This window comes from Sphingomonas sp. (genome assembly GCF_035758555.1).
GTDB lineage: Bacteria > Pseudomonadota > Alphaproteobacteria > Sphingomonadales > Sphingomonadaceae > Sphingomonas_B.
The window spans coordinates 1-22,152 of sequence record NZ_DASTXI010000024.1 but is presented as its reverse complement, the minus strand read 5'-3'; the positions used below and the strand labels follow the sequence as shown (position 1 = coordinate 22,152).

General features: G+C 65.9%; 21 protein-coding genes. 12 read left to right on the top strand and 9 right to left on the bottom strand.

Annotated elements, in window-relative coordinates:
• The first annotated feature begins 31 nt into the window (after positions 1-31).
• The 5 genes from VFT73_RS01305 to VFT73_RS01285 all read left to right on the top strand — a co-directional run bounded on the left by VFT73_RS01305 (position 32) and on the right by VFT73_RS01285 (position 3,945).
• Entirely contained in the window at positions 32-283 is a 252-nt protein-coding gene (locus tag VFT73_RS01305; RefSeq protein WP_326408320.1) for a type II toxin-antitoxin system RelE family toxin, read from the top strand.
• Positions 280-654, top strand: coding sequence for a helix-turn-helix transcriptional regulator (locus VFT73_RS01300; RefSeq protein WP_326408319.1), 375 nt, complete (start codon positions 280-282; stop codon positions 652-654). The genes VFT73_RS01305 and VFT73_RS01300 overlap by 4 nt, the downstream gene beginning before the upstream one ends.
• A 2-nt stretch (positions 655-656) precedes the next feature.
• A complete protein-coding gene (gene rbfA, locus VFT73_RS01295) occupies positions 657-1,055 on the top strand; it encodes a 30S ribosome-binding factor RbfA (RefSeq protein WP_326408318.1) in 399 nt (132 codons plus the stop codon).
• Positions 1,056-1,129: 74 nt separating this feature from the next.
• Positions 1,130-3,196 carry a S9 family peptidase gene (locus VFT73_RS01290; RefSeq protein ID WP_326408317.1) on the top strand — a complete coding sequence of 689 codons (2,067 nt, stop codon included), beginning with the start codon at positions 1,130-1,132 and terminating at the stop codon, positions 3,194-3,196.
• A 116-nt stretch (positions 3,197-3,312) separates the two neighbouring features.
• A complete protein-coding gene (locus tag VFT73_RS01285) occupies positions 3,313-3,945 on the top strand; it encodes a glutathione S-transferase family protein (protein ID WP_326408316.1) in 633 nt (210 codons plus the stop codon).
• Between the two features lie 6 nt (positions 3,946-3,951).
• Here the strand turns inward: VFT73_RS01285 and VFT73_RS01280 are convergent, their stop codons facing one another.
• Positions 3,952-6,246 (bottom strand): carbohydrate binding family 9 domain-containing protein, encoded by a 2,295-nt coding sequence (locus VFT73_RS01280; protein WP_326408315.1) that lies wholly within the window; start codon positions 6,244-6,246, stop codon positions 3,952-3,954.
• Positions 6,247-6,273: 27 nt separating this feature from the next.
• Here VFT73_RS01280 and VFT73_RS01275 point away from each other — a divergent pair, with 27 nt between their 5' ends.
• Together VFT73_RS01275 and VFT73_RS01270 are read left to right on the top strand one after the other, a co-directional pair.
• Positions 6,274-7,302, top strand: coding sequence for a sensor histidine kinase (locus tag VFT73_RS01275; RefSeq protein WP_326408314.1), 1,029 nt, complete (start codon positions 6,274-6,276; stop codon positions 7,300-7,302).
• 8 nt (positions 7,303-7,310) lie between these two features.
• The gene (locus VFT73_RS01270; protein WP_326408312.1) at positions 7,311-8,057 is read left to right on the top strand and encodes a LytTR family DNA-binding domain-containing protein; all 747 of its coding nucleotides are present in this window, start codon (positions 7,311-7,313) and stop codon (positions 8,055-8,057) included.
• On the opposite strand, the gene VFT73_RS01265 is transcribed toward VFT73_RS01270, so the two are convergent.
• The 4 genes from VFT73_RS01265 to VFT73_RS01250 all read right to left on the bottom strand — a co-directional run bounded on the left by VFT73_RS01265 (position 8,044) and on the right by VFT73_RS01250 (position 12,541).
• Positions 8,044-10,068, bottom strand: coding sequence for a M13 family metallopeptidase (locus tag VFT73_RS01265; RefSeq protein ID WP_326408310.1), 2,025 nt, complete (start codon positions 10,066-10,068; stop codon positions 8,044-8,046). The two genes, VFT73_RS01270 and VFT73_RS01265, sit on opposite strands and share 14 nt — an antisense overlap.
• Before the next feature lie 80 nt (positions 10,069-10,148).
• The gene (locus VFT73_RS01260) at positions 10,149-11,588 is read right to left on the bottom strand and encodes a HAMP domain-containing sensor histidine kinase (protein ID WP_326408308.1); all 1,440 of its coding nucleotides are present in this window, start codon (positions 11,586-11,588) and stop codon (positions 10,149-10,151) included.
• The gene (locus VFT73_RS01255; RefSeq protein WP_326408307.1) at positions 11,581-12,246 is read right to left on the bottom strand and encodes a response regulator transcription factor; all 666 of its coding nucleotides are present in this window, start codon (positions 12,244-12,246) and stop codon (positions 11,581-11,583) included. The genes VFT73_RS01260 and VFT73_RS01255 overlap by 8 nt, the downstream gene beginning before the upstream one ends.
• Before the next feature lie 10 nt (positions 12,247-12,256).
• The gene (locus VFT73_RS01250; protein WP_326408305.1) at positions 12,257-12,541 is read right to left on the bottom strand and encodes a PepSY domain-containing protein; all 285 of its coding nucleotides are present in this window, start codon (positions 12,539-12,541) and stop codon (positions 12,257-12,259) included.
• Positions 12,542-12,654: 113 nt separating this feature from the next.
• Here VFT73_RS01250 and VFT73_RS01245 point away from each other — a divergent pair, with 113 nt between their 5' ends.
• Positions 12,655-14,478, top strand: a complete 1,824-nt coding sequence (locus VFT73_RS01245; protein WP_326408304.1) for an ABC-F family ATP-binding cassette domain-containing protein — start codon at positions 12,655-12,657, stop codon at positions 14,476-14,478.
• Between the two features lie 74 nt (positions 14,479-14,552).
• On the opposite strand, the gene VFT73_RS01240 is transcribed toward VFT73_RS01245, so the two are convergent.
• Positions 14,553-16,361: a DUF885 domain-containing protein gene (locus VFT73_RS01240; protein ID WP_326408303.1), complete on the bottom strand. Its 1,809-nt coding sequence runs from the start codon at positions 16,359-16,361 to the stop codon at positions 14,553-14,555.
• A gap of 127 nt (positions 16,362-16,488) precedes the next feature.
• On the opposite strand from VFT73_RS01240, the gene VFT73_RS01235 reads away from it, so the two are divergent.
• Positions 16,489-16,932, top strand: a complete 444-nt coding sequence (locus VFT73_RS01235; protein WP_326408302.1) for a hemerythrin domain-containing protein — start codon at positions 16,489-16,491, stop codon at positions 16,930-16,932.
• A gap of 100 nt (positions 16,933-17,032) precedes the next feature.
• Here VFT73_RS01235 and VFT73_RS01230 read toward each other — a convergent pair whose 3' ends face one another.
• Positions 17,033-17,845, bottom strand: a complete 813-nt coding sequence (locus VFT73_RS01230; protein ID WP_326408301.1) for an ATP-binding protein — start codon at positions 17,843-17,845, stop codon at positions 17,033-17,035.
• 64 nt (positions 17,846-17,909) lie between these two features.
• On the opposite strand from VFT73_RS01230, the gene VFT73_RS01225 reads away from it, so the two are divergent.
• Positions 17,910-18,962 carry a mannose-1-phosphate guanylyltransferase/mannose-6-phosphate isomerase gene (locus VFT73_RS01225; protein WP_326408300.1) on the top strand — a complete coding sequence of 351 codons (1,053 nt, stop codon included), beginning with the start codon at positions 17,910-17,912 and terminating at the stop codon, positions 18,960-18,962.
• Here the strand turns inward: VFT73_RS01225 and VFT73_RS01220 are convergent, their stop codons facing one another.
• Complete coding sequence (locus VFT73_RS01220) at positions 18,963-19,520, bottom strand: CC0125/CC1285 family lipoprotein (protein ID WP_326408299.1); 558 nt, start codon at positions 19,518-19,520, stop codon at positions 18,963-18,965.
• Positions 19,521-19,667: 147 nt separating this feature from the next.
• Here VFT73_RS01220 and VFT73_RS01215 point away from each other — a divergent pair, with 147 nt between their 5' ends.
• On the top strand, positions 19,668-20,900 hold the full coding sequence (locus tag VFT73_RS01215; RefSeq protein ID WP_326408298.1) for a cytochrome P450: 1,233 nt from the start codon (positions 19,668-19,670) through the stop codon (positions 20,898-20,900).
• A 55-nt stretch (positions 20,901-20,955) separates the two neighbouring features.
• Positions 20,956-21,444 carry a peptide-methionine (R)-S-oxide reductase MsrB gene (gene msrB / locus VFT73_RS01210; RefSeq protein WP_414712766.1) on the top strand — a complete coding sequence of 163 codons (489 nt, stop codon included), beginning with the start codon at positions 20,956-20,958 and terminating at the stop codon, positions 21,442-21,444.
• Here the strand turns inward: msrB and VFT73_RS01205 are convergent.
• On the bottom strand, positions 21,441-22,152 hold a 712-nt coding region (locus VFT73_RS01205; RefSeq protein WP_326408296.1), incomplete at its 5' end, for a hypothetical protein. The two genes, msrB and VFT73_RS01205, sit on opposite strands and share 4 nt — an antisense overlap.

Below are 22,152 nucleotides of genomic sequence, written 5' to 3'. Positions count from 1 at the left end.
CGCCGGGAGTTACGGATAGATAGAATGCAGCGTGCAAATCCGCTTCTCGAAGTCGGCTTTGAAGGCATTGACACGGTCGCACAAGCGGCAGCTGATACGTGAGAAGATCGACGATCTTGCGCGCGATCCGCTGTCGGTGAGTGCGAACGTGGTGCGCCTGCAGGGCCGGCCCGAATACCGCTTGCGCGTGCAGGATTGGAGAATCATCTTCCGCATCGAGGATCAGATTCTCTGGATCGATGATATCGCGCCGCGTGGCTCTGCGTACGAGGACCGATCATGAGCGTACAGATCGTCGAGATTGCCGGACAGAAGATCGCAATGCTGCCGATCGCCGACTATCAGCGGCTGCTCGACATCGCCGAAGACAAGGCCGATGCGTTTGCGGCTGCGCAGGCGGAGCAGCGGCGGATCGAGGGCGAGGAGTATCTGCCCAGCGTAATGGTCGACCGCATTCTGACCGGTGACCATCCCTTGAGAGTATGGCGTGACTATAGGAGCATGACACTCGCTCAGCTCGCCGGCATGATCGGGGCGCGGCAAGCCACGCTGTCGGAGATCGAGAACGGCAAGGCGCAGGGCAAGCCCGCACTCTGGCGCGCGCTTGCCGATGCCCTGCGTGTTTCCGTCGACGACATCCTCCCGGACGCGTGACCATGCGCCACAATGCCACTCCCGAAACCCGATCCGTCCGCCTGCTTCGCGTCGGCGAGCAGGTGCGGCATGTGCTGTCGGAGATCCTGATGCGCGGGGACGTGCACGACCCGGTCCTCGCGTCGCACAGCGTATCGGTGACGGAAGTGCGGATGTCGCCGGACCTGCGCCACGCGACGGTGTTCGTGAAGCCGCTGCTCGGCGCCGACGAGAAGGACGTGCTCGAGGCGCTGAAGCGCAACGTCAAATATCTGCGCGGCGAAGTCGCAAAGCGGGTGAACCTGAAATTCTCCGCCCAGCTGAAATTCCTGCCCGACGAGAGCTTCGACGAGGCGAGCCACATCGATGCCATCCTGCGCCGGCCCGAGGTGGCCCGCGATCTGGAGGCGGACGAGGAATAATCCGGTTCCGGCTCTTGAACGGGGGCCGATTCTGCGCACAGTGCAGCCTCTTCAAAACATAATGAGGCTGCCTGATGCTCCGCCGGTTCGCTTTCCTTCCGCTGCTCGCGCTTTCGCTTCCCGCCACCGCCCAGACCGCGAGCCCGTCGGAAGGGCCGACTCCGATCTTCCAGGGCCGGGACCTGTTCGGCCTCGAATGGGCAAGCGACCCGCAGATCAGCCCGGACGGCAGCCAGGTGGCCTATGTGCGGCGGTCGAACGACATTATGACCGATCGCGCGCGTTCGACCATCTGGCTGGTCGACACGCGCACCGGCAAGCAGTCGCCGCTCGCTGCCGGTAGCGGTTCGCACACGAGCCCCCGCTGGTCGCCGGACGGCAAGCGCCTGGCCTATGTGTCGAGCGAGGGCGGCGGTTCCCCGCAGCTCTACGTCCGCTGGATGGAGACCGGCCGAACCGCGCGCATCACCGGCCTCCCGGACAGTCCCGGTGCGCTGTCCTGGTCGCCCGACGGCAGCCGCATCGCCTATCTGATGCGCGTGCCGGGCGAGGAGCCGAAGCTCGGCAAGGCGCCGGGGCCGAAACCCGAAGGCGCTGAGTGGGCGAAGCCGCTGGAGGTCATCACGACGGTCCAGTACCGCACCGACGAAGGCGGCTACATCAAGCCGGGCCATGACCATATCTTCGTCGTGCCATCCGATGGCGGCGCGCCGCGCCAGCTGACCTATGGCCAGATCGACGATGGCGGACCCTTGAGCTGGGCGCCCGACGGCAGGACGCTTTATTTCAGCACCAACCGCAAGGCGGATTGGGAGCTCCAGCCGCTCGACAGCGAAGTCTATGCGCTGAACGTCGATACCGGGGCAGTGACGCCGCTGACCGATCGCCGCGGGCCGGACCGCAGCCCGGTCGTGTCGCCGGACGGGCGGCACGTCGCCTATATCGGCTTCGACGACAAGAACCTCGGCTACCAGAATGCGCTGCTGTCGGTGATGAACCCGGACGGCAGCAATCCGCGCGTGCTGACCGGCAATCTCGACCGCAGCATCGGGCAGGCACGCTGGAGCGGCAACAACAGCCTGATCGTCCAGTATGACGATAACGGCCTGACCAAGCTCGCGCGCGTCGGACTCGACGGGCGGATGGCGCCGCTGGTCGACGATCTGGCGGGGTCCGGGATCGACCGGCCCTATACCGGCGGCGCGTTCAGCGTGTCGCCCGAAGGCGCGGTCGCCTTCACCAGCGGCACCGCCCAGCGTCCGCCCGACGTGTCGGTGTGGAAGGGCAGCGAGCGCAAGCTGACGACCCTCAACGAGAATCTTCTGGGTGCGAAGACGCTCGCGAGCGTGCGGCCGCTGGCCGTGACCGCAGCGGACGGACGCAAGATCGACGCTTGGCTGGTGACGCCGCCCACGCCGGCACCGGGCGGCAAATATCCGCTGATCCTCGAGATCCATGGCGGACCCTTCTCCGCCTATGGCCCGCATTTCTCGACCGACGACCAGCTCTACGCGGCGGCCGGCTATGCGGTGCTGTACGTCAATCCGCGCGGGTCGACCTCGTACGGCGAGGAGTTCGCGAACCTGATCCACCACAAATATCCGGGCGACGACTATGGCGACCTGATGAGCGCGGTCGACGCGGCGATCGCCGGCGGCACGATCGATCCGGATAACCTGTTCGTGACCGGCGGCTCGGGCGGCGGCGTGCTGACCGCCTGGATCGTCGGCAAGACCGACCGGTTCAAGGCGGCGGCGACGCAGAAGCCGGTGATCGACTGGGCCAGCTTTGCGCTGACCTCCGACAACCCGGCCTACTTCTCGCGCTACTGGTTCGGCGCCTATCCGTGGGAAGATTACCAGTCCTTCTGGGCGCGCTCGCCGCTCTCGCTGGTCGGCAATGTGAAGACCCCGACGCTGGTAGTGGTCGGCTCCGAGGACTACCGCACGCCGGACAGCGAGGCCGAGCAATATTATGCGGCGCTGCAGCTGCGCGGGGTGCCGACCGCGTTCGTGAAGGTCCCCGGCGCCGCCCACGGCACGATCGCCGCGCGGCCGTCGCAATCGGCGGCCAAGGCCTCGGCGATCCTGGCCTGGTTCGATCGGTATCGGAACAAGGGAGGATCGGCGGCCAGTCAGTAGGCTTCGGGCGCAGTCGACAACGTATCTCGACTGCGCCGATGACACTCTTTCAGATCCGGATTGGCCTGACGCATCGTTCCTGATACGTTCTCATTCGATTCGTAGGGAGAACGACGATGGCGGAACAACTGACTTTCTATACCAACCCGATGTCGCGCGGGCGCATCGTGCGCTGGATGCTGGAGGAAGTGGGCGCGCCGTACGAGACGGTGTTCCTCGATTATGCCTCGACGATGAAGGCCCCGGACTATCTGGCGATCAATCCGATGGGGAAAGTGCCGGCGATCAGGCACGGCGATACCGTCGTGACCGAAGGGGCGGCGATCTGCGCCTATCTGGCCGACGCGTTCCCGGATGCCGGCCTTGCGCCGCCGGTCGGGAGCAAGGATCGCGGGCCCTATTATCGCTGGATGTTCTTCGCGGCCGGGCCGCTGGAGGCCGTAACCACGAACAAGGCGATGAATGTCGAAGTGCCCGATGAACGCCGGCCGATGGTGGGATATGGCACGTTGGACGCGACAGCCGATGCGCTGAACGACCTGGTCGGTGCAAACGAATATATCGCGGGCGGCAAGTTCAGCGCGGCAGACGTGTTCGTCGGCTCGCACATCGGTTGGGGAACGCAGTTCGGGACTTTACCGAAGCGGCCGAATTTCGATGCTTATCTGGCCCGCATCATGGGCCGCCCCGCGGCGGTACGCGCGCGGGAGATCGACGACAAGGCGATGGCGGAAGCGCAGAAGAGCTGAGCCACCTCAGCGCCTGAAGGTGCGGGCAAGCTTCAGGTAGATTTCGGTCGACCGCCGTCCTGTACCCGCCAGCCCCGCATCGGACGATCCGGTGCGGACGCCCCAATAAGCCTGGAAGTCACGCGAGACTTCCCAGTTGAACTGCAGGCTGGCTGCGGTCCGGTGCGTCAGCGACAGGTCCGGGAAACGGCGGCGGCTCCGATAATCCTGCCAGTTGAGCAGCGCGTAGAAATTGGCGCGGAAATACCACGTCGCTATCACCTGGTTGATTGTCTCGTGCAGCCGGTGCGGTTCGCCGTGCAGCCCCTCCAGATCGTTTGTCTCGCGGCGCGCCTCGAGCTCGAGCCGGTCGAGCGGGCGTGCGACGGCGCGGAATTTCAGCGTGGTCCCCGGCACCAGATCCCCCGTCGCATAGTCGACGACACGGCCGGTCTGGCCGGAGACGCTGATCAGCGGGATGCGCGCGGCGGGATTGATGCTGAACGAGAAGGCGAGATAGTGCGTTCGGTGCCCGACGCCGGCGGTGTCCAGCACGACATTGTCCGGATGCCATGAAATATCGGCGGCAAGATTCTTGTAGCCGGCCAGCACCAGCCCGGCGGCGATATCGTGTTCCTCGCCCCCGCTTTTCCCGATCGCCTGCAGCGCGTCGGCCGAGACATAGGGATTGATCGTGTTGAGCAGCTTCGCGGTCGAATAGAATGGCCGGTAGATTTCGGCATGCTCTTGCTGGTAGCCGACGCGCGGAACATATCCGAGCCAGCTGCGGAAGCCCGGCGAATAGCGCTGGTAGCGCAACGTCCAGACCGTCTTGCCCGAATGATTCCATTCGGCGAACGTTGCGCTGCCGCCGAAATGCCGCCCGTTCCAGGCGGGGCTCAAGTCCGGACGGTCAGGATTGCGTGTGTCCGAAGCGAGCAATTGGGCGACGAACCGGTCGCTGCCGGTCGCGCGGCTGGCGTCGACGCCGGCGACGATGTTGCGGCTGCCGTCCGTGTTGGCCTTGACCACCCCGAGCCCCCCGATGTCACCGCCGGCGAAGTTGCGGCGCATGCGCGCAAAACCGTCCCAGCTGTCGAAATCGGGCAGCACCAGGCTGGAATCGAGCAGGCTTGGCTCGATAATCGCCGGCCGCCCGCCATCTCGCGCCGCAAAGGCAGTGGCTTCCAGTGCGCTGTCGCGCCGGGTGACGCGTAATCCGTAATCGGGCCCAAGAATGCTGCGCGTGTAGACCACGGGGATCGAGGTGGTCACCAGGTCCGCGCCTTCGCGGAAAAAGGGCCGCTTTTCCGGCAGGCTGAGCGCAAAGCGCTGGTTGGCGGTCAGTAGCGCCTGGTCGGCCTCCACCTGGCTGAAATCGGGATTGACCGTCAGGTCGACGGCGGTGCCGTCGTCGGGCAGCCATTTGGCATCGAGGCTCGGCTGCAGTTTCAATCCCTCATCGTGTCGGCCGGCTACGCGGTCGCGGCGTCCGGTGACGGTCGCGCTGGGCGTCACGATCAGCCGTTCAGGATCGGGCCGAAGATCGGGAAAGGAAACCTCGCTCGCATAACAAAGGAAGCAGGAGCTATCGTGCGGGAAGCCCGCCGTTGCCATCTGCGTGTTCTGCTCGCGCGGGACTCCGCGCGTGACGATCACTGCCCATGTCTGGGCGCCGGCACGCGAGATCCGCAGCGTCGACAGCGGTATCCGCAGCTCAGCCGACCAGCCTTTGGGATCGATGCTTGTCGCTTCGTCCCAGTCATAGTCGGGGTCCAGCGTCTCCGACTGTTGCGCCTCGCTCTGGAAGCCATCGGTCTTGGTGCCACGAGCGTTGATGCGGAACAGGTAGGAGCCGCGGCGGGAGCCCTGCGGATCGAGATAGACCTGCACATAGTCATGGCTGGACCCCACCTTGTCGCGCCTGACGAACGGCGTGCGCAACCGGCTCCTGTCCTTTAGCCATAAACGGAACCCGACATAGAGATTATGATCATCGTAAAGCAGCCGCACTTCGGTGTGTTCGGGGGCCGGAATGCGATCGCCGGGATAATGTTCGAAGAAGCGGTCGAGCGGTTTGGCGCGGGACCAATCCGGGTCGTCGAGATGGCCGTCGAGCTTGATCCGGCCGGCCGTACGCACCGCGCTGGTCGACTGTGGTTCGGGTTGCTGCGCGGCCAGCAGGGTGGGCAGCAATGCGAGCAGCGAAAGATGATGCAGCGTCGCCTCCTTCTTCTTGGCCGTGAAAAAGAAGGCGGACGGCCCCGCGAGCGAGTGCGGATCGCCGAACGGTCGCGATCGGCCGCCGGGCGGGCTTGGCATCCCGGCCGGAGCAGGTGAGGATGGGTCATGGCCCCGCGTCGCTCCACGCTGCTGCTGGCGACCATCGCGATCTGGTTCGCCGCCTGGGCGGTCTGGACCGCGGACGCCCTGGTCGAGCCGGTGCCGTTCGCGATCGAGCGGGCCGCGCGACGGTTGCCTTTGTGCCTGACGGGTGCCGCCCTGTGCCTTGCACTTGGCGCGGCCCTGTCGCGCGTGCGGGAGAGGCGGCCGGTACTGCTACTGCCCGTCGCTGCAGCAGGAATCGCTGCGTGCAGCCTGGCCTTCGCGCTTGCAAACGAGCTGGTCTTCTATGTGCTCCTGCCGCGATGGGGTCCGGCCCGGCTGATCCACATTCCCGATGTCGCGATGATGGACCTTTGGGTGTTTCTGGCCTGGACCTTGCTGTTCATGGCGTTGACGGCAGACGCGGAGCGACGGGACCGGGCGCTGGCGCTCGCCCGATCGCAGGCGGCGGCGCTGGACGCTCAGCACCGGCTTCTGGTCCAGCAGGCGCAGCCGCATTTCCTGTTCAATGCGCTGAACACGATCTACGCCTTGGTGCTGGAGGATGACGGCGCGCGGGCGCGCCGCGGGCTGCTTGCCCTGTCCGATTACCTGCGGCGGTCGATCGACGCGCAGGATACGGTCGTTACGCTGGCCGAGGAGTTGCGCGCCGCACGCGATTATCTCGCAATCGAGCAATTGCGGTTCGGCGATCGGCTGATCGTGCATGAGAGCGTGCCGGAGCCGCTGCTCGAATCGCGGATTCCGAGCCTGATCCTGCAGCCGCTCGTCGAAAATTGTATCAAACACGGTCTCGCCGGCTCGCCGGACTCCGTGACGATTGCGATCAGCGCCTATGAGCGCGACGGGTCGGTGGTCATGCAGGTCGAGGACGATGCCGCGCCTGCGGACGCGGCCCGACCGGGTGCGGGCATCGGCCTCGCCAGCGTGCGCCGGCGGCTGGAGGCAAGCTACGGACAGGCTGCTCGCCTCGATGCGGCGGCGACCGCGCGCGGCTTTCGTGCAACGCTCTGGATTCCCACGGAGCTATGACCGCGCCGTTGCGCGCCCTGATCGTCGATGACGAGCCGCCGGCGCGACGTGCGCTCGCCAGCCTGCTTGCGGCGATGGACGGCGTGGAGCTTGCGGGGACGGCCGGCGACGGACTCGAGGCGCTGGCCGTGATCGCCGGCGAGCCGATCGATCTGTTACTGACCGATATCGCGATGCCGCTGCTTGCCGGCCTGGAGCTGGTCGAGCGGCTCGCCGCGTCTTGTGCGCAGCCGGCGGTGGTGTTCGTGACCGCCTATGTCGAGCATGCGGTGCGCGCGTTCGAGCTTGGCGCCGCCGATTACCTGCTGAAGCCGGTTTCACCCGAGCGTCTTTCACTGGCGATCGAGCGTGCGCGTGGCGGGCGGCCGCCCGCGCAGAGAGCGCTGTGGCGCGGTGTCGTCGGGTTACGCGGAGCAACCGCAGCACCCGACCACCTTTGGGCGGACGTACGCGGGGGGCGGCGGCGGGTCCCCCTGGACCAGATCGAACTCATCCGCGCGGAAGGGGACTATGTACGGTTGTTCGCTCAAGCCGGCAGCTATCTTGCGCCCGGTCCGCTCGACAGGCTGGCGGCGCAGCTCGCGGGCGCCGGCTTTCTCCGCGTCCATCGGTCCGCCATCGTCCGCCTTGACGCGGTACGTGAAGTCCGCACCGACGCGACCCGCCGCCTCGTCCTGATCATGAACGGAGGCGAGCGGGTCGTCGCGGGCCGGCGCCGGGCACCGGCTGTTCGGGCGCTGCTTACCAGACCTTGATGCGCTGGTCCGGCGCCAGATAGTATTTCGAGCCCGGCTTCACGTCGAAGGCAGAGTACCAGGCGTCCAGGTTGCGGACGACATAGGGCCGCCAATTGCCCGGCGTGTGCGGGTCCGTCGTCAGGATCTGCAGCAGGATCGGGTCGCGATACTTGGCACGCCAGACCTGGCCGAAGCCCAGGAAGAAGCGCTGGTCGCCGGTCCAGCCGTCGATCACCGGGGCCGGTTTTCCGCCCAGCGAGATCTTGTAGGCGTCATAGGCGACGTTCACGCCGGCCAGGTCGGCCATGTTCTCGCCCAGCGTCAGCTCGCCGTTCACGTGCTTGCCGGGCAGCGGCTCGTAGGCGCCATATTGGGCGACGACGCGATCGGTATAGACCTTGAACCGCTGTACATCCTGCGGCGTCCACCAATCGGCCAGATTGCCGTTCTTGTCGAACTTGCGGCCCTGATCGTCGAAATGATGGCTGATCTCGTGCCCGATCACCGCGCCGATCGCGCCGTAGTTCACCGCGTCGTCGGCATTGGGATCGAAAAAGGGCGGCTGCAGGATCGCCGCCGGGAACACGATCTCGTTCATCAGCGGATTGGCATAGGCGTTCACCGTCATCGGGGTCATGCCCCATTCGGTGCGGTCGACCGGCTTGCCGATCTTGTCGAGATTGCGCTGATATTCGAAGCGCGCGGCGCGATCGGCATTGCCGAATGCGTCGCCGGCCTTGATCTCCAGCTTCGAATAATCGCGCCACTTGTCCGGATAGCCGATCTTGTAGGTGAAGGCGGCCAGCTTTTCGCGCGCCTGCGCCTTGGTTTCGGGCGCCATCCATTCAAGCTTCTGCAGGCGCATGTCCATCGCCGCGATCAGGTTCCTGACCAGCTGCTCGGCCTTCGCCTTGGATTCGGGCGGGAAATATTTGGCGACATAGAGCTGGCCGACGGCTTCGCCCATGCCGCCATTGACCATATCGACGCCGCGCTTCCAGCGCTCCTTCAGCTGCGGCGTGCCGGCGAGCGTGGTGCCCTTGAACGCGAAATCCTCGGCAACGAACGCCTTGGGCAACACCGGCGCGGCATTCGAAAGCGCGTGATAGGTCAGGTAATCCTGCCAGACCGACAGCGGCTCCGACGCGATCAGCGCCGCTGTGCCGGTGACGGCGCTCGGCTGCGCGATGATCAGCTGCGGCTGGTCGATGCCCGCCGCTTTCAGATACGCGGCCCAGTCCAGGCCCGGCATCTTCGCCGCCAGCTCGGCGGTCGCGACCGGGTTGTAGAGCTTCTCGATCTGGCGCGACTGGGCGCGCGTCCAGTGCGTTTTCGCGATCTTCGTCTCAAGATCGAAGATGCGCTGCGCCTTCGCGTCGGCATCGGCGATGCCGGCAAGCTTCAGCATCGCCGCGACGTGCGCCTTGTATTTGGCACGCGCTTCGACGAATTTCGGATTGCTGTCGTCGAGGTAATAGTCGCGGTCCGGCAGGCCGAGTCCGCCTTGGCCGACATAGACGGCGTATTTGGTATTGTCCTTCAGATCCTGCTCGACCTGCACCCCGATGGGGATCGTGACGCCGCTGCGGTTGGCGTCGCCCATCCAGGCGGCGAGCTGCGCCGGAGTCTTGAGCGCGGCGATCGCCTGGAGCTCCGGCTTGATCGGGCCAAGGCCTTTCGCCTCGATCGCTGCTTCGTCCATGAAGCTCGAATAGAAGTCACCGACCTTCTGGCCGTTGCTGCCGGGCGCGCCCTTCGTGGCGGCGGCCTGCTGGATCACCTCGCGCGTGCGTTCGTCGGACAGGTTGCGCAGGACCGCGAACCCGCCCCAGCTGGAGCGGTCGGCGGGGATCGGCGTCGCCTCGTCCCATTTGCCGTTTGCGAATTTGTAGAAGTCGTCGCCGGGTGCGACCGACTTGTCCATGCCGGTGGCGTCATAACCGAAATCGCCGAGCTGCGGCTTGCCGGCGGCGAATGCGACCGTGGAGAGTGCCAGCGCCGCGGCGCCGAGCAGGATACGTGACTTCATTGGTAGGAATCCCCCGACTCTAGAGAGTGATAGCGAAGATTAGCGATTCGCGTGACCTGCGCAAACGCCTCGTGCGACATTCATCGCCGCTTGTTCGACGTTGATCGAATAACGCTGGACCGGGCCGGCTCGGGCTCCTCGGCGGCGGCCGGCAGGCGCAGCCGCACCAGCAGGCCGCCCAGATCCTCGCTGTCTTCGAGACCGACAGTACCGCCGTAGATTTCGGCGACGTCGCGCACGATCGCAAGGCCGAGGCCGGTGCCGGGCTTCGACGTATCCAGCCGTGCGCCGCGGGAGAACAGCCGCGCGCGCTTTTCCTCCGGGATGCCCTGGCCGTCGTCCTCGATCTGGAACTCGACGAATCCGGCGTCGCCGGACACGGTCACGAACACGCTGCCGCCGCCATATTTTGCGGCATTCTCGATCAGGTTGCCGAGCAGCTCGTCCAGGTCCTGGCGCTCGACATGCACCGCGAGGTCCCTTGGGCCGGCAACATCGATGCGGACATCGGGATAGAGGCGGGCGACCGCGCGCTCCACTGCTTCGAGACTCGGCCAGGCATCGGCCCGGCTGTGGGCATGGCCGCGGCGGCCGACTGCGCGGGCGCGGGCGAGATGGTGATCGACCTGCCGCCGCATCGTCGTCGCCTCGCGGCAGACGGTATCGGGCAGGTCGGCCGCGCCGGCGGTCGCCGCGTTCATGATGACGGTCAGCGGCGTCTTCAGCGCATGGGCGAGGTTGCCGGCATGGCGCCGGGCCTCCTCGGCCTGCTTTTCGTTATGCTCCAGCAGGTCGTTCAGCTCTTCGACCATCGGCGCGAGCTCGTTGGGCAGCGGCTCGTCGACGCGGGTGGCGACGCCCGATCGCATCCGGGCGATCGCCTTGCGGACCTTCCTGAGCGGCAGCAGGCCGTAATAGGTCTGCAGCGCCGCCAGCACGATCAGGCCAAGGCCGAGCAACGCGAAGCTGCGCACCAAGGTCTTGCGCAACACGTTGATCTGGTCGTCGAGCGCGGCGCGGCTCTGCGCGACCTGGAAGCGCCAGCGGACCGGCGATCCCGGCAGGATCACGTCGCGTTCGAGGATGCGCAGCGGTTCGTCCGGGAATTCCTTGCTGTCATAGGTGTGGACGTCGATGTCGTTGTGCTTCTGCAGGACCTTCAGCGACCGGTCCCACAGCGATCGCGAGCGGAAGGCCTCGAATCCGCCCCCGCTGATCTGGTAATAGAGGCCGGAGTTCGGCTCGAGGAACCGCTGGTCGCCGAGCGGGCGGTTGAGCAGCACTTCGCCGGCCGGCCCGATCTCGGCGGACGCGACCATCGCGGTCAGCACATAGTTCAGCGAATCGTCGAAATTGCGCGTGACCGCGTTCGACAGCACCCGATCGAGCGCCAGCCCGCCACCCAGCAGCAACAGGCTGATCCACGCCGCCGCGATCAGGATCATCCGGCGAGAGAGCGAGCCAGTCGAGCGGCGTCTTTCCTTTATCCTCTCCGTTTCGGGGAGGACCGGATCAGCCATTCGGGTCTTCGAGGCTGTAGCCGAGGCCGCGGATCGTGGTGATCACGTCCTGGCCGAGCTTCTTGCGGATGCGCGTCACGAACACTTCGATCGTGTTCGAATCGCGGTCGAAATCCTGGTCGTAGATGTGCTCGATCAACTCGGTGCGGCTGACCACCTTGCCCTTGTGGTGCATTAAATAGCTCAGCAACTTATATTCCTGTGCGGTCAGCTTCACCGGCTCCCCGGCGAGCGTAACCTTGCCCGAACGGGTGTCGAGGCGGACGTCGCCCGCGGTCAGCTCGGAGCTGGAGTTGCCGGATGCGCGGCGGATCAGCGCGCGCAGGCGGGCGATCAGCTCCTCCGACTGAAACGGCTTGGCGAGATAATCGTCGGCGCCGGCATCGAGGCCCGCGACCTTGTCCGACCAGCTGTCGCGCGCGGTCAGCACCAGCACCGGCATCGCCTTGCCCTCCTTGCGCCAGCGGTCGAGCACGGTCAGGCCGTCGATCTCCGGCAGGCCGAGGTCGAGCACGACGGCGTCGTAGGTTTCGGTCTGCCCAAGGAAATGGCCGTCCTCGCCATCGGTGGCGAGATCGATCGCATAGCCGGCGCCTTCCAGCGTCTTTCGCAGCTGGGCACCCAGATTCGGTTCGTCTTCGACGATCAAAACGCGCATTGAATTCCCCTTAATAGCCGGAGCGGCCGATCACCGCCCCGGTGCGGGCGTCGACATCGACCCAGATGACCGAACCCGATCGCATGAACTTCAGCCGATAAACGCCGCCGTCAAACTCCGGACCCAGGTAAGTCGATCCGCGCATCCGCGGCAGAATCCGCTCCTCGATCTCACGCAACGACAGCACGCGGCCCGACTGGTGCGCCTCATAGGCGCGATACTGATCGCCCCTGCGCTGCGCAGTGGCAGGCGCGGCAAGGGCGAGCGCAACAAGCGCGGCAGAAGCAATACGCATCATTCGGGTCATGGGCATAGCGCGTAGGCGAAGGGCTTTGAATAGCCCATGAATATGCCCGTCGGCGCGCGTTCAGGGTGACGGGAGCGGTGGAGCGCCCTACATGGCGCCCCATGCCCGCACCGGTCTTGAGTTATGAAGGGCTGGGCCTCGTCCAGGGGTCCGGCTGGTTGTTCAGCGATCTCGACATTTATGTCGGCGAACGCGACCGGCTGGCGCTGATCGGCCGTAATGGCGCGGGCAAGACGACGCTGTTGAAGCTGCTCGCCGGCCGGATCGAAGCGGACAAGGGGCGGCGGACGATCGTGCCGGGCACCAATGTCGTGCTGCTGGAGCAGGAGCCGAACCTGATCGGCTTCGAGACGCTGCGCGACTATGCGGTCGCTGGCTCCGATGCGCCGGCGCTGCACGAAGTCGAGGCAATCGCGGACCAGATCGGGCTCGACCTGTCCCGCTCCGCCGCAACAGCAAGTGGGGGCGAACGGCGCCGCGCCGCGATCGCGCGGGCGCTTGCCCAGGCGCCCGACGTGCTGCTGCTCGACGAGCCGACCAACCATCTCGACCTTGCCGCGATCGATTGGCTGGAGAGCTGGCTCAACCGCTACACCGGCGCCTTCATCGTCATCAGCCACGACCGTACCTTCCTGACGCGGCTGACGCGCTCGACGCTGTGGCTCGATCGCGGCAGCCTCAGGCGTGCAGAGATCGGCTTCGGCGGCTTCGAGGCGTGGCAGGAGAAGATCTACGCCGAGGAAGCTCGCGCCGCGGAGAAGCTCGACGCGAAGCTGAAGCTGGAGCTGCACTGGCTGCAGCGCGGCGTGACGGCCCGACGCCGGCGCAACCAGGGCCGGCTGGAAAAACTGAACCAGATGCGGACGCAGCGGGCCGCGATGATCGGTCCGGCGGGCGCTGCCAAGCTCGGCATCGAAGCGGACGAGGTGCGGACCAAATCCGTCATCACGGCCGAGCATGTCACCAAGCGGTTCGGCGACCGCACGATCATCAAGGATTTCAGCCTCCGCATCCAGCGCGGCGACCGGATCGGCATCGTCGGTGCGAACGGGGCGGGGAAGACGACGCTGCTGAAGCTGCTGACCGGCGAACTCCAGCCCGACGAAGGCACAGTCACGCTCGCAAAAACCTTGGACGGCGTCATCATCGACCAGCAGCGGAGCCTGCTCGCGCCGGACAAGCGCGTGCGCGACGTGCTGGCGGATGGCGGCGACTGGATCGAGGTGCGGGGGACCAAGAAGCACATCCAGGGCTATCTGAAGGAGTTCCTGTTCGATCCCGGCCTTGCCGACGCGCGGGTCGGGACGCTCTCCGGCGGGGAGCGCTCGCGGCTGCTGCTCGCGCGCGAATTCGCCCGGCGCAGCAACCTGCTGGTGCTCGATGAGCCGACCAACGACCTCGACCTCGAGACGCTCGACCTGCTGCAGGAAGTGATCGCGGATTACGAAGGTACGGTGCTGATCGTCAGCCACGACCGCGATTTCCTCGACCGGACGGTGACGGTGACGCTGGGGCTGGACGGCTCGGGTAAGGTCGACATCGTCGCCGGCGGCTATGCCGACTGGGAGCGCAAGAGGGCCCCTGCCCGACCAGCATCCGCTCGTCCCGAGCGCAGTCGAGGGGCGGCTGCACAAAGTTCGGAGACGCGCCCCTCGACTGCGCTCGGGACGAGCGAGCAACGGCGTCCCGCCAAGCTCAGCTACAAGGATCAACGCGATTACGATCTGCTGCCGAAGCGGATCGAAGAGATCGAGGCCGCGATCGCACGCGACGAGGCGGCGCTGCACGATCCGGAGCTCTACACGCGCGACCCGAAGCGGTTCGCGGCGCTGACGGACGCGATCGAAAAGGCCCGCGCGGAAAAGGACGCGGCCGAGCACCGCTGGCTGGAGCTGGCGGAGTTGGTGGAGGCCCTGAACGCCTGAACTCCGTTCGTATCGAGCGAAGTCGAGATACGCTTCTCGACTTCGCTCGAAGCGAACGGCTTGTTCAGTTTGAACTAAGCCGCCTCGTTCATCCGCTCGCGCACGCGCTGCTCCAGGATCGTCAGCGGCATCGCGCCTTCCAGCAGCACCTCGTGGAAGCGCTTGATATCGAACCTGTCGCCCAGCTTCGCTTCCGCTTCCTTGCGCAGCTTCGCCCAGACGCCATGGCCGACCTTGTAGCTGCAGGCCTGGCCGATCTGGGTGCAATAGCGCTCCACCTCGCGCTGGGTGCGCGGCTGGGCGAAGCCGGTGGTCGCCACCATGTAATCAGTCGCCTTTTCGCGGCTCCAGCGCTTTGCGTGCAGACCGGTGTCGACGACCAGCCGGGTCGCGCGGAACAGATAGGATTGCAGGAAGCCGGCGCGCTCGATCGGGCCGCGATAGACGCCGACTTCGTCCGCCAGGCTTTCGGCATAGAGCGCCCAGCCTTCGGAATAAGGCGAGAAGCCGCCGACCTTGCGCAGCGTCGGAATCTCGGTCGAGGTCTGGGAGATGCTGATCTGCAAATGGTGCCCCGGCACGCCTTCGTGGAAGCTGAGGCTCGGCAGCGTGTATTTCGGCCAGTCGCCGGTGTCCTTCAGGTTCACGAAATAGATCGCCGGGCGGGAGCCATCGAGCGCGGCACGGTTGTAATAGCCGTTCGAGGCACCGTCCTGAATCTCGACCGGCACGCGCCGGATCTCCAGCGGCTGCTTGGGCAGCGTCGAGAACAGCAAAGGCAGTTTTTCCGTCATCCGGCGGACGTCGTCGTTGAGGCCCTCAAGCAGCGCAGCGCGCCCTTCGTCGGTATTCGGGTAGAGCTGGTCGGGCCGCCGGTTCAGCTCGGCCAGCCGCGCGCCGACCGTGCCTTGCGTCAGCCCTTCGCCGCGCAGGATCTTGTCCAGCTCGGCACTGATCTCGGCCACCTGGGTCAGCCCCATCTGATGCACCTCTTCGGGCGTCATCTTGGTGGTCGTCATCTGCTCCAGCGCGGCGGCATAGATCGCGTCGCCGTCGGTCAGCCGCCACGCGCCGTCGCCGGGCCGGGTGGTGGGCTTCAACGCCTCGATCGCGGCGATCTGCCGGTCGAGCGCCGGATAGACGGCCCCGGCGACGATCTTCGTCGCGCGAGCCTGCCAGTCGCCGGCCAGATTGGCGGCCCTGGCGCGCCGCACGAGCGACTGGACCAGCGTTGAGTTCTCGGCCGCTTCGCCGCGCAGCTTGCGCATCTGGCCAAGCGTCAGGTCGAGCGACCAGTCAGGCGCCAGGAAGCCGCGCGCCGCCTGGGCGCGCTGTTCGGCCGTATCCTCGTCGAGAACGCGCGCGAACGCATCCAGCCGCGCCAGATAGGCTTCCGCATCGTCCGTCGAACGGATCGTGTGCGCGGTATTCAGGAAATCGGGCGTCCGGAAATAGGCGCCGCCCTGCTGAAAGATGGGATAGGGGCGAACGACGCTGTCGATCCCGAACTTCGCGGGGGCGACGGTCTGCGCCTCCAGCGAATAGGTGATGACGTCCAGGTTCAGCCGGTTGGAAGGCGAAAGGCTGCTGCGGTCGAGCCGCCCAAGTTCGGCCAACGCCTGGCGGACATGGGCGAGATCGTCTTCGCGTTCCTGCGCGGTGCGCGGCGACAGCTTGGACTTCAGGCCTGCAAGCGCGCCCCGGTCGAGGCCCAGCGATGTCGCCAGCTCAGGCGAGCGCGCAACTGCCTGCTGGAAAATGCGCTCGAACAGCGCGTTGGCGGCGGCATCGCCGCTCGCCGTTTGGGCAAACAGCTTCGACGGGACCAGCGCCGCGCCGGCGACGGCCAAGCCCGAAGTGGTAAGAAATGTACGGCGATCCATTGGGCATCCCTCCTGCTCCTGGCGAGCGGTTTAGCCCCGGGCCGTGGCGAGGCCATCCCGCTTCGACGAACGTCAAGCAACCGCGCCGAATGTCGCTCGTTATGCGCCTGAAACGACGGAGACACCCATGGAAATCACCAAGGCGCTGCACACCGACCATATGGAGCTGAAGAAGCTGATCAAGGCGGTGAACAAGAGCGAGGACGGTGCCGAGCGCAAGCGGCTGTTCGCCCAGTTCGCCGAGCTGCTGGTCAAGCACTCGCGGGCGGAAGAAAAAATCGTCTACGACGCGTTGATCAAGACCGGCGAAGAGGAAGAAGAAGAGGCCGGCTACGAAGGCTATACCGAGCACGGACTGGCAGACTCGCTGCTCGCCCAGCTGAAAGGGGGTGCCGACCCGATGTCGCCCGAATGGTCGGCACAGGCGAAGGTGATGATGGAAATCCTCGACCACCACATCAAAGAGGAAGAGGACGAGGTCTTCAGCCAGGTGAAGGAAGACTTCGACACCGCCGAGCGCAAGGACATGGGCGATGCGTTCGAAGCGCAGAAGGAAAAGGTGAAGGCTTAGGCAAACACAGGCGAGAGTGTTTCAAGCCGTTTTCTCCGAGCGAAGTCTAGAAGCGCAAGTCTCAGGCAGCTGTTTATCGACTTCGCTCGAAACGAACGGACTATAGCGATCTTCCCTCCCGACCCGCCACATCGGTCACATATTGCCACGCGACGCGGCCGGAGCGGGCGCCGCGCTGGGTGGCCCAGGCAAGTGCGTCCTGCGGGTCGAAGGGCAGTCCGTAAGTCTCGGCATAACGTTTAACGATCGCCAGATAGGCCGCCTGATCCATCGCGTGGAAGCCGAGCGTCAGGCCGAACCGGTCGGCGAGCGCGAGGCGGTCGTCGACCACGTCGCGCGGATTGATCGCACTTTCCTGCTCGGCGATATCGCGGGCGACGATGTGACGGCGATTGGAGGTGACGTGCAGCCGCGCATTGACCGGCCGCGCCTCGGCGCCGCCTTCGAGAAGCGAGCGCAGCGTGCGCGTCTCGGGTCCGCCGGCCTCGAAGCCGATATCGTCGATGAACAGGATGAAGGCGCGCCCGGCGCGCTCGACTTCGGCGAACAGCAGGGGGAGCGTGTCGAGCCGGTCGGCGGCAACGTCAATCAGCGCAATGTCGGCGCCTTCGCGGCGGAGCGTACCGACCACCGATTTGACCAGCGCCGATTTTCCGGTGCCTTTGGCGCCCCACAGCAGCACGTCATGCGCGGCATGGCCGGCGGCAAGACGGCGGGCATTGTCGAGCAGGACCTGCTTTTGCGCATCGATGCCGGTCAGCAGGTCGAGCGGCAGCGGGGCGAAATGCCGCGCCTCGCTCAGTGCGCCGCCCCGCCAGAGATAAGCCGGGGCGGACCGTGGATCGGCGGCCGGGCCGGGCGGCGGCGCGATCCGCTCCAGCGCGGCGGCGATGCGGGCGAGTTCGTCGGACACCGGGACGCCATAGCGACTGCCGCCGCGGGTTTCCAACTGGCGCGAAGGCGCTAGAAGCGCGCCGATGCCGATTTCCATTACGCCTGTCATTCTATCCGGCGGTGCCGGCACGCGGCTCTGGCCGCTCTCCACGGCTGATCGACCCAAGCAGATGCTTCGGCTTGCGGGCGAGTTGACGATGCTGCAGGCCACCGCGGCTCGGGTCGCCGATCGCGCGCGCTTCGAGGCTCCCGTGGTCGTCGCGAATGCCGCCCATGCCGATGCAATCGCGGCGCAGCTCGACGAGATCGGCTGCGAGCCGTCCGCATTGGTGCTGGAGCCGGCGGGGCGCAACACCGCACCGGCGATCGCGCTTGCCGCACTTGCCGCGCCCGACGCGCTCTTGTTGGTGATGCCCAGCGACCATGTGATCGGCGATGTCGACGCCTTTCGCGCCGCGATCGACCGTGCGGCCCCACTTGCCGAACAGGCCTGGCTGGTGACGTTCGGCATCACGCCGGAGCACCCCGAAACGGGATTTGGCTACGTCAAGTTGGGCGATGTGCTTGCCGGAGGCGTGCATCGGGTCGAGCGGTTTATCGAAAAACCGCCCCGGGCGGATGCCGAACGCATGGTCAGCGAGGGCGGCTACGCCTGGAATGGCGGCATCTTCCTGTTTCGTGCTCAGGCCTATCTGGAGGCGCTGGCGATCCATGCACCGACCATGCTGGAGCGTGTTTCGGCCGCGATGGCGGAGGCGCGCCACGATGGCGCACGCGTGGCGCCGGATGCCAAGTTGTTCGCAACCACACCTTCCGATTCCATCGACTATGCTGTGCTGGAAAAGGCGGAGCGCGTGGCGGTGGTGCCCGTTGCAATGGCCTGGTCGGACGTCGGCAGCTGGGATGCGGTGCACGGGCTCACCGCCGCCGATGGACAGGGCAATGTTGCCGTCGGCCCGGTGGTCGCGGTCGACACCACGGGATGCCTGATCCGCAGCGACGGTCCGACAATCGCTGTGCTCGGCGTCTCGGACCTGATTGTCGTTGCGACCGGCGACAACGTGCTGATCCTGCCGCGCGGCCGCAGCCAGGAGGTCAAGCGCCTCCTGGATGAGATCAAGGCGAAAGACGACTGATCAGCGCGGCGGCGGGGGCGCTTCGATCGTTGGCCCGAGGTTCCGCATCACTTCGTGCGCGTCGAAATCGCGGGCGTTCTTCGGCGGTCCCTTGAACATGACGATTTCGGCGCTCGCCTCAAACCGGTCGATCGTGTTGATGTCGACCGTGTCGGCCCAGAAGGGATCGTAGCCCCACGGGTCCCAATAGCGCCAGCCGAAGCGGCCGTAATAGCGCCAGCTCGGGCCCCAATAGCCCCAAGGGCCCGGCGCGAACGGACGCGAATAGGTCTGCACGGTCGTGTGCTTGTCGGTGTTCCGGTCGACCAGCGTGAAGCCGTCATAGCCCTGCTGCACGGTCAGCTCGGCGGCGCGGAACAGCAGGTAATTCTCGACCCGCTGGCGTGACGTGAACTGGTTGCCGGCGAACATCACCCGGAAGCGGTTTCGCTCGATCTGCTGTTCGGAGAAGCCGCCGCGCACGCCGGTGCGCGCCCCGAGCGGCTGATAGGGGGTTGGCGTCGCGCAACCGGCCAGCAAGGCAGCTGCTGCGAGCGCGGCAAACGTCAGGCGTTTCATCGTCGCGACCTTTCAATTTCCTTCGATGACAACACGCGCGACGGCCCGCCCGTTCCATCGGATAGGTTGCATGTGAAAACCCTCTTTCGCTCCGGGCTCAGCAATGGCACTCTGCCTTGCAAACAGATGCCAGTCAGGAGACGGATGATGGCCACTCTCGTGCAGCCGAGGCCGGAGGAATTCACCGATCCGCTCGACGTCAGCCGGGCCGAGCTTTACGTCCGGGACGAGTGGCAGGAGCCGTTCCGCCGGCTGCGCGCCGAGGCTCCCGTTTATCGCTGCGAGCATTCGGCGTTCGGTCCCTATTGGTCGGTCTCGACCTACAAGCCGATCGTGCACGTCGAGGCGCTGCCCGAAATCTACTCGTCCGAGGCGGGAGGCATCACGCTCGCCGACCGGTTCGAGGACGATTACAAGATGCCGATGTTCATCGCGCGCGACCGGCCGGTGCACACCGCCCAGCGCCGCACGGTGGCTCCGGCATTCACGCCCAGCGAGATCGTCCGCATGTCCGACGATCTGCGCCGCCGCACCTCCGAAATCCTCGACGAGCTTCCCTGGGGCGAGACGTTCGACTGGGTCGATCGCGTCTCGATCGAGCTCACCACCCAGATGCTGGCGATTCTGTTCGACTTCCCGTGGGAAGACCGGCGCAAACTGACCTTCTGGTCCGACTGGGCAGGCGATATCGAGCTCGTCCACAACGAGGCGACCCGCCAGGAGCGGCTCGGCCACATGTTCGAGTGCATGACCTATTTCAAAGGATTGTGGGACGCCAAGGTCGGCAAGGAACCGACGCCGGACCTGATCTCGATGATGATCCATTCCGAAGCCATGTCGAACATGGACGATCATGAGTTCATCGGGAACCTGATCCTGCTGATCGTCGGCGGCAACGACACCACGCGCAACTCGATGTCTGGCGCGATCTACGGCCTCGATCAGTTCCCCGACGAGCGCGCCAAGCTGGAGCAGAATCCCGATCTGATCCCGAACGCGGTGCAGGAAATCATCCGGTGGCAGACGCCGCTCGCCCATATGCGCCGCACCGCGACGCAGGACACGGAGCTGGAGGGCCAGTTGATCAAGGCCGGCGACAAGCTGGCGCTCTGGTATGTCTCCGCCAATCGCGACGAGAGCGTGTTCCCGAACGCCGACAAATTGATCGTCGACCGGGAGAATGCGCGGCGGCATCTTGCTTTCGGCTATGGCATTCACCGCTGCGTCGGCGCGCGGCTGGCCGAGCTCCAGATCCAGGTGCTGCTGGAGGAAATGGCGAAGCGCCGGATGCGGGTCGAGGTGATCGAGGAACCGGTGCGCGTGCGCGCCTGCTTCGTCCACGGCTATCGCAAGATGCCGGTGAAGATCGCGAAATACTGAAGCCGATCGGGTTGAAGCTCCGTAGCTGAAGGCGGACACGCAAGGGCTTTGGACTATGATCGATCGGCGAATGCTTCTGTTTTCGGGCGCTGCGGCGGCGGGCGTCGCCTGGTTCGGAATGCCGGCCGCTGCTGCCGCACCTGCCACGGACCCGCGCTTTCGGCTGACGCCTGCGCAATGGAAGAAGCGCCTCAGGCCCGATGCCTATGCCGTGCTGCGTGAGGAAGCGACCGAGCGGCCGGGCAGTAGTCCGCTGTTGAAAGAGCACCGCGCCGGCCTGTTCACCTGCGCCGGCTGCGGCCTGCCGGTTTATTCATCGAAAACGAAATTCGAGAGCGGCACCGGATGGCCCAGCTTCTGGGCAGCATTACCCGGCGCAACTGCGACCTCGACCGACAACAAGCTCGGTTTCAGCCGCGTCGAGGAGCATTGCAAGCGCTGCGGTGGCCATCTCGGCCACATCTTCGACGACGGTCCCAAGCCGACCGGCAAGCGCCACTGCATCAATGGGCTGGCCCTGAAGTTCGTGCCTGGCCGCGCCTAGAGTTCGTCGCCAAGCCCCGCATGGGGCGGATTGCAGCTGCGGGCGATGAAGCGCTGCATTTCCGGCATGCTGTTGCTCCGGTCCCGATCGAGCAGTTCGCCGCGGCGTTCGGCGTCATTGAAAATGTCGAGCGCTTCGCGCCAGCGCGCGCAGGCCTTTCCATAGGCGCGGCCTTTATAGAGATTGCCGCCGGTCGTCCTCAGTGCCTGCGCCAGACTGCGGCGGGCGCCGGCAGGATCGCCCGCCAGCGAGACCAGCCGCCGGTGCGCAGCGATCACTTCTTCACCCATCACCGCGCTCTCCGCAGGTTGCCCGGCATCGCCGAACACCTGGGCCTGAACCTCACCGACGAGCGCGAATAGCCGCAACGCGTTGGCATCGTCCGGATCGCGTGCGACGAGGGCACGCGACCGCGAAAGCGCTTCACCGATCGACTTCGCCGCCAGTGCATCGCGATAGTTGCTGCGGTGCACGACCGCGCGGTACCAGAGCGCGCGGATCAGCTTGTTCACCGCTTGCGGATCGCCCGGCAGCCGCGCCAGCAGCGCACGATTTACGGCCACGGCCTGATCGAGGACTCGTTTGGCGGCATCTTCCTGCTTCAGCCTGTGCAGGGCTTCCCCGAGCATCCGCAGATTGGCGGCGCGAATCGTCATGATCCCTGGATCCTGCTGCCATCGGGCGGGAAGGCCCGCGACGAAGCTGTTC

Bases quoted from the DNA above. Each gene is read 5' to 3' on its own strand.
- VFT73_RS01225 (WP_326408300.1), top strand. From the start codon at position 17,910: ATGCCGATTTCCATTACGCCTGTCATTCTATCCGGCGGTGCCGGCACG.
- VFT73_RS01215 (WP_326408298.1), top strand. From the start codon at position 19,668: ATGGCCACTCTCGTGCAGCCGAGGCCGGAGGAATTCACCGATCCGCTC.
- VFT73_RS01235 (WP_326408302.1), top strand. From the start codon at position 16,489: ATGGAAATCACCAAGGCGCTGCACACCGACCATATGGAGCTGAAGAAG.
- VFT73_RS01250 (WP_326408305.1), bottom strand. From the start codon at position 12,541: ATGCGTATTGCTTCTGCCGCGCTTGTTGCGCTCGCCCTTGCCGCGCCT.
- rbfA (WP_326408318.1), top strand. From the start codon at position 657: ATGCGCCACAATGCCACTCCCGAAACCCGATCCGTCCGCCTGCTTCGC.
- VFT73_RS01240 (WP_326408303.1), bottom strand. From the start codon at position 16,361: ATGGATCGCCGTACATTTCTTACCACTTCGGGCTTGGCCGTCGCCGGC.
- VFT73_RS01265 (WP_326408310.1), bottom strand. From the start codon at position 10,068: ATGAAGTCACGTATCCTGCTCGGCGCCGCGGCGCTGGCACTCTCCACG.
- VFT73_RS01245 (WP_326408304.1), top strand. From the start codon at position 12,655: ATGCCCGCACCGGTCTTGAGTTATGAAGGGCTGGGCCTCGTCCAGGGG.
- VFT73_RS01260 (WP_326408308.1), bottom strand. From the start codon at position 11,588: ATGGCTGATCCGGTCCTCCCCGAAACGGAGAGGATAAAGGAAAGACGC.
- VFT73_RS01255 (WP_326408307.1), bottom strand. From the start codon at position 12,246: ATGCGCGTTTTGATCGTCGAAGACGAACCGAATCTGGGTGCCCAGCTG.
- VFT73_RS01285 (WP_326408316.1), top strand. From the start codon at position 3,313: ATGGCGGAACAACTGACTTTCTATACCAACCCGATGTCGCGCGGGCGC.
- VFT73_RS01290 (WP_326408317.1), top strand. From the start codon at position 1,130: ATGCTCCGCCGGTTCGCTTTCCTTCCGCTGCTCGCGCTTTCGCTTCCC.
- VFT73_RS01300 (WP_326408319.1), top strand. From the start codon at position 280: ATGAGCGTACAGATCGTCGAGATTGCCGGACAGAAGATCGCAATGCTG.
- msrB (WP_414712766.1), top strand. From the start codon at position 20,956: ATGATCGATCGGCGAATGCTTCTGTTTTCGGGCGCTGCGGCGGCGGGC.
- VFT73_RS01275 (WP_326408314.1), top strand. From the start codon at position 6,274: ATGGCCCCGCGTCGCTCCACGCTGCTGCTGGCGACCATCGCGATCTGG.
- VFT73_RS01220 (WP_326408299.1), bottom strand. From the start codon at position 19,520: ATGAAACGCCTGACGTTTGCCGCGCTCGCAGCAGCTGCCTTGCTGGCC.
- VFT73_RS01280 (WP_326408315.1), bottom strand. From the start codon at position 6,246: ATGCCAAGCCCGCCCGGCGGCCGATCGCGACCGTTCGGCGATCCGCAC.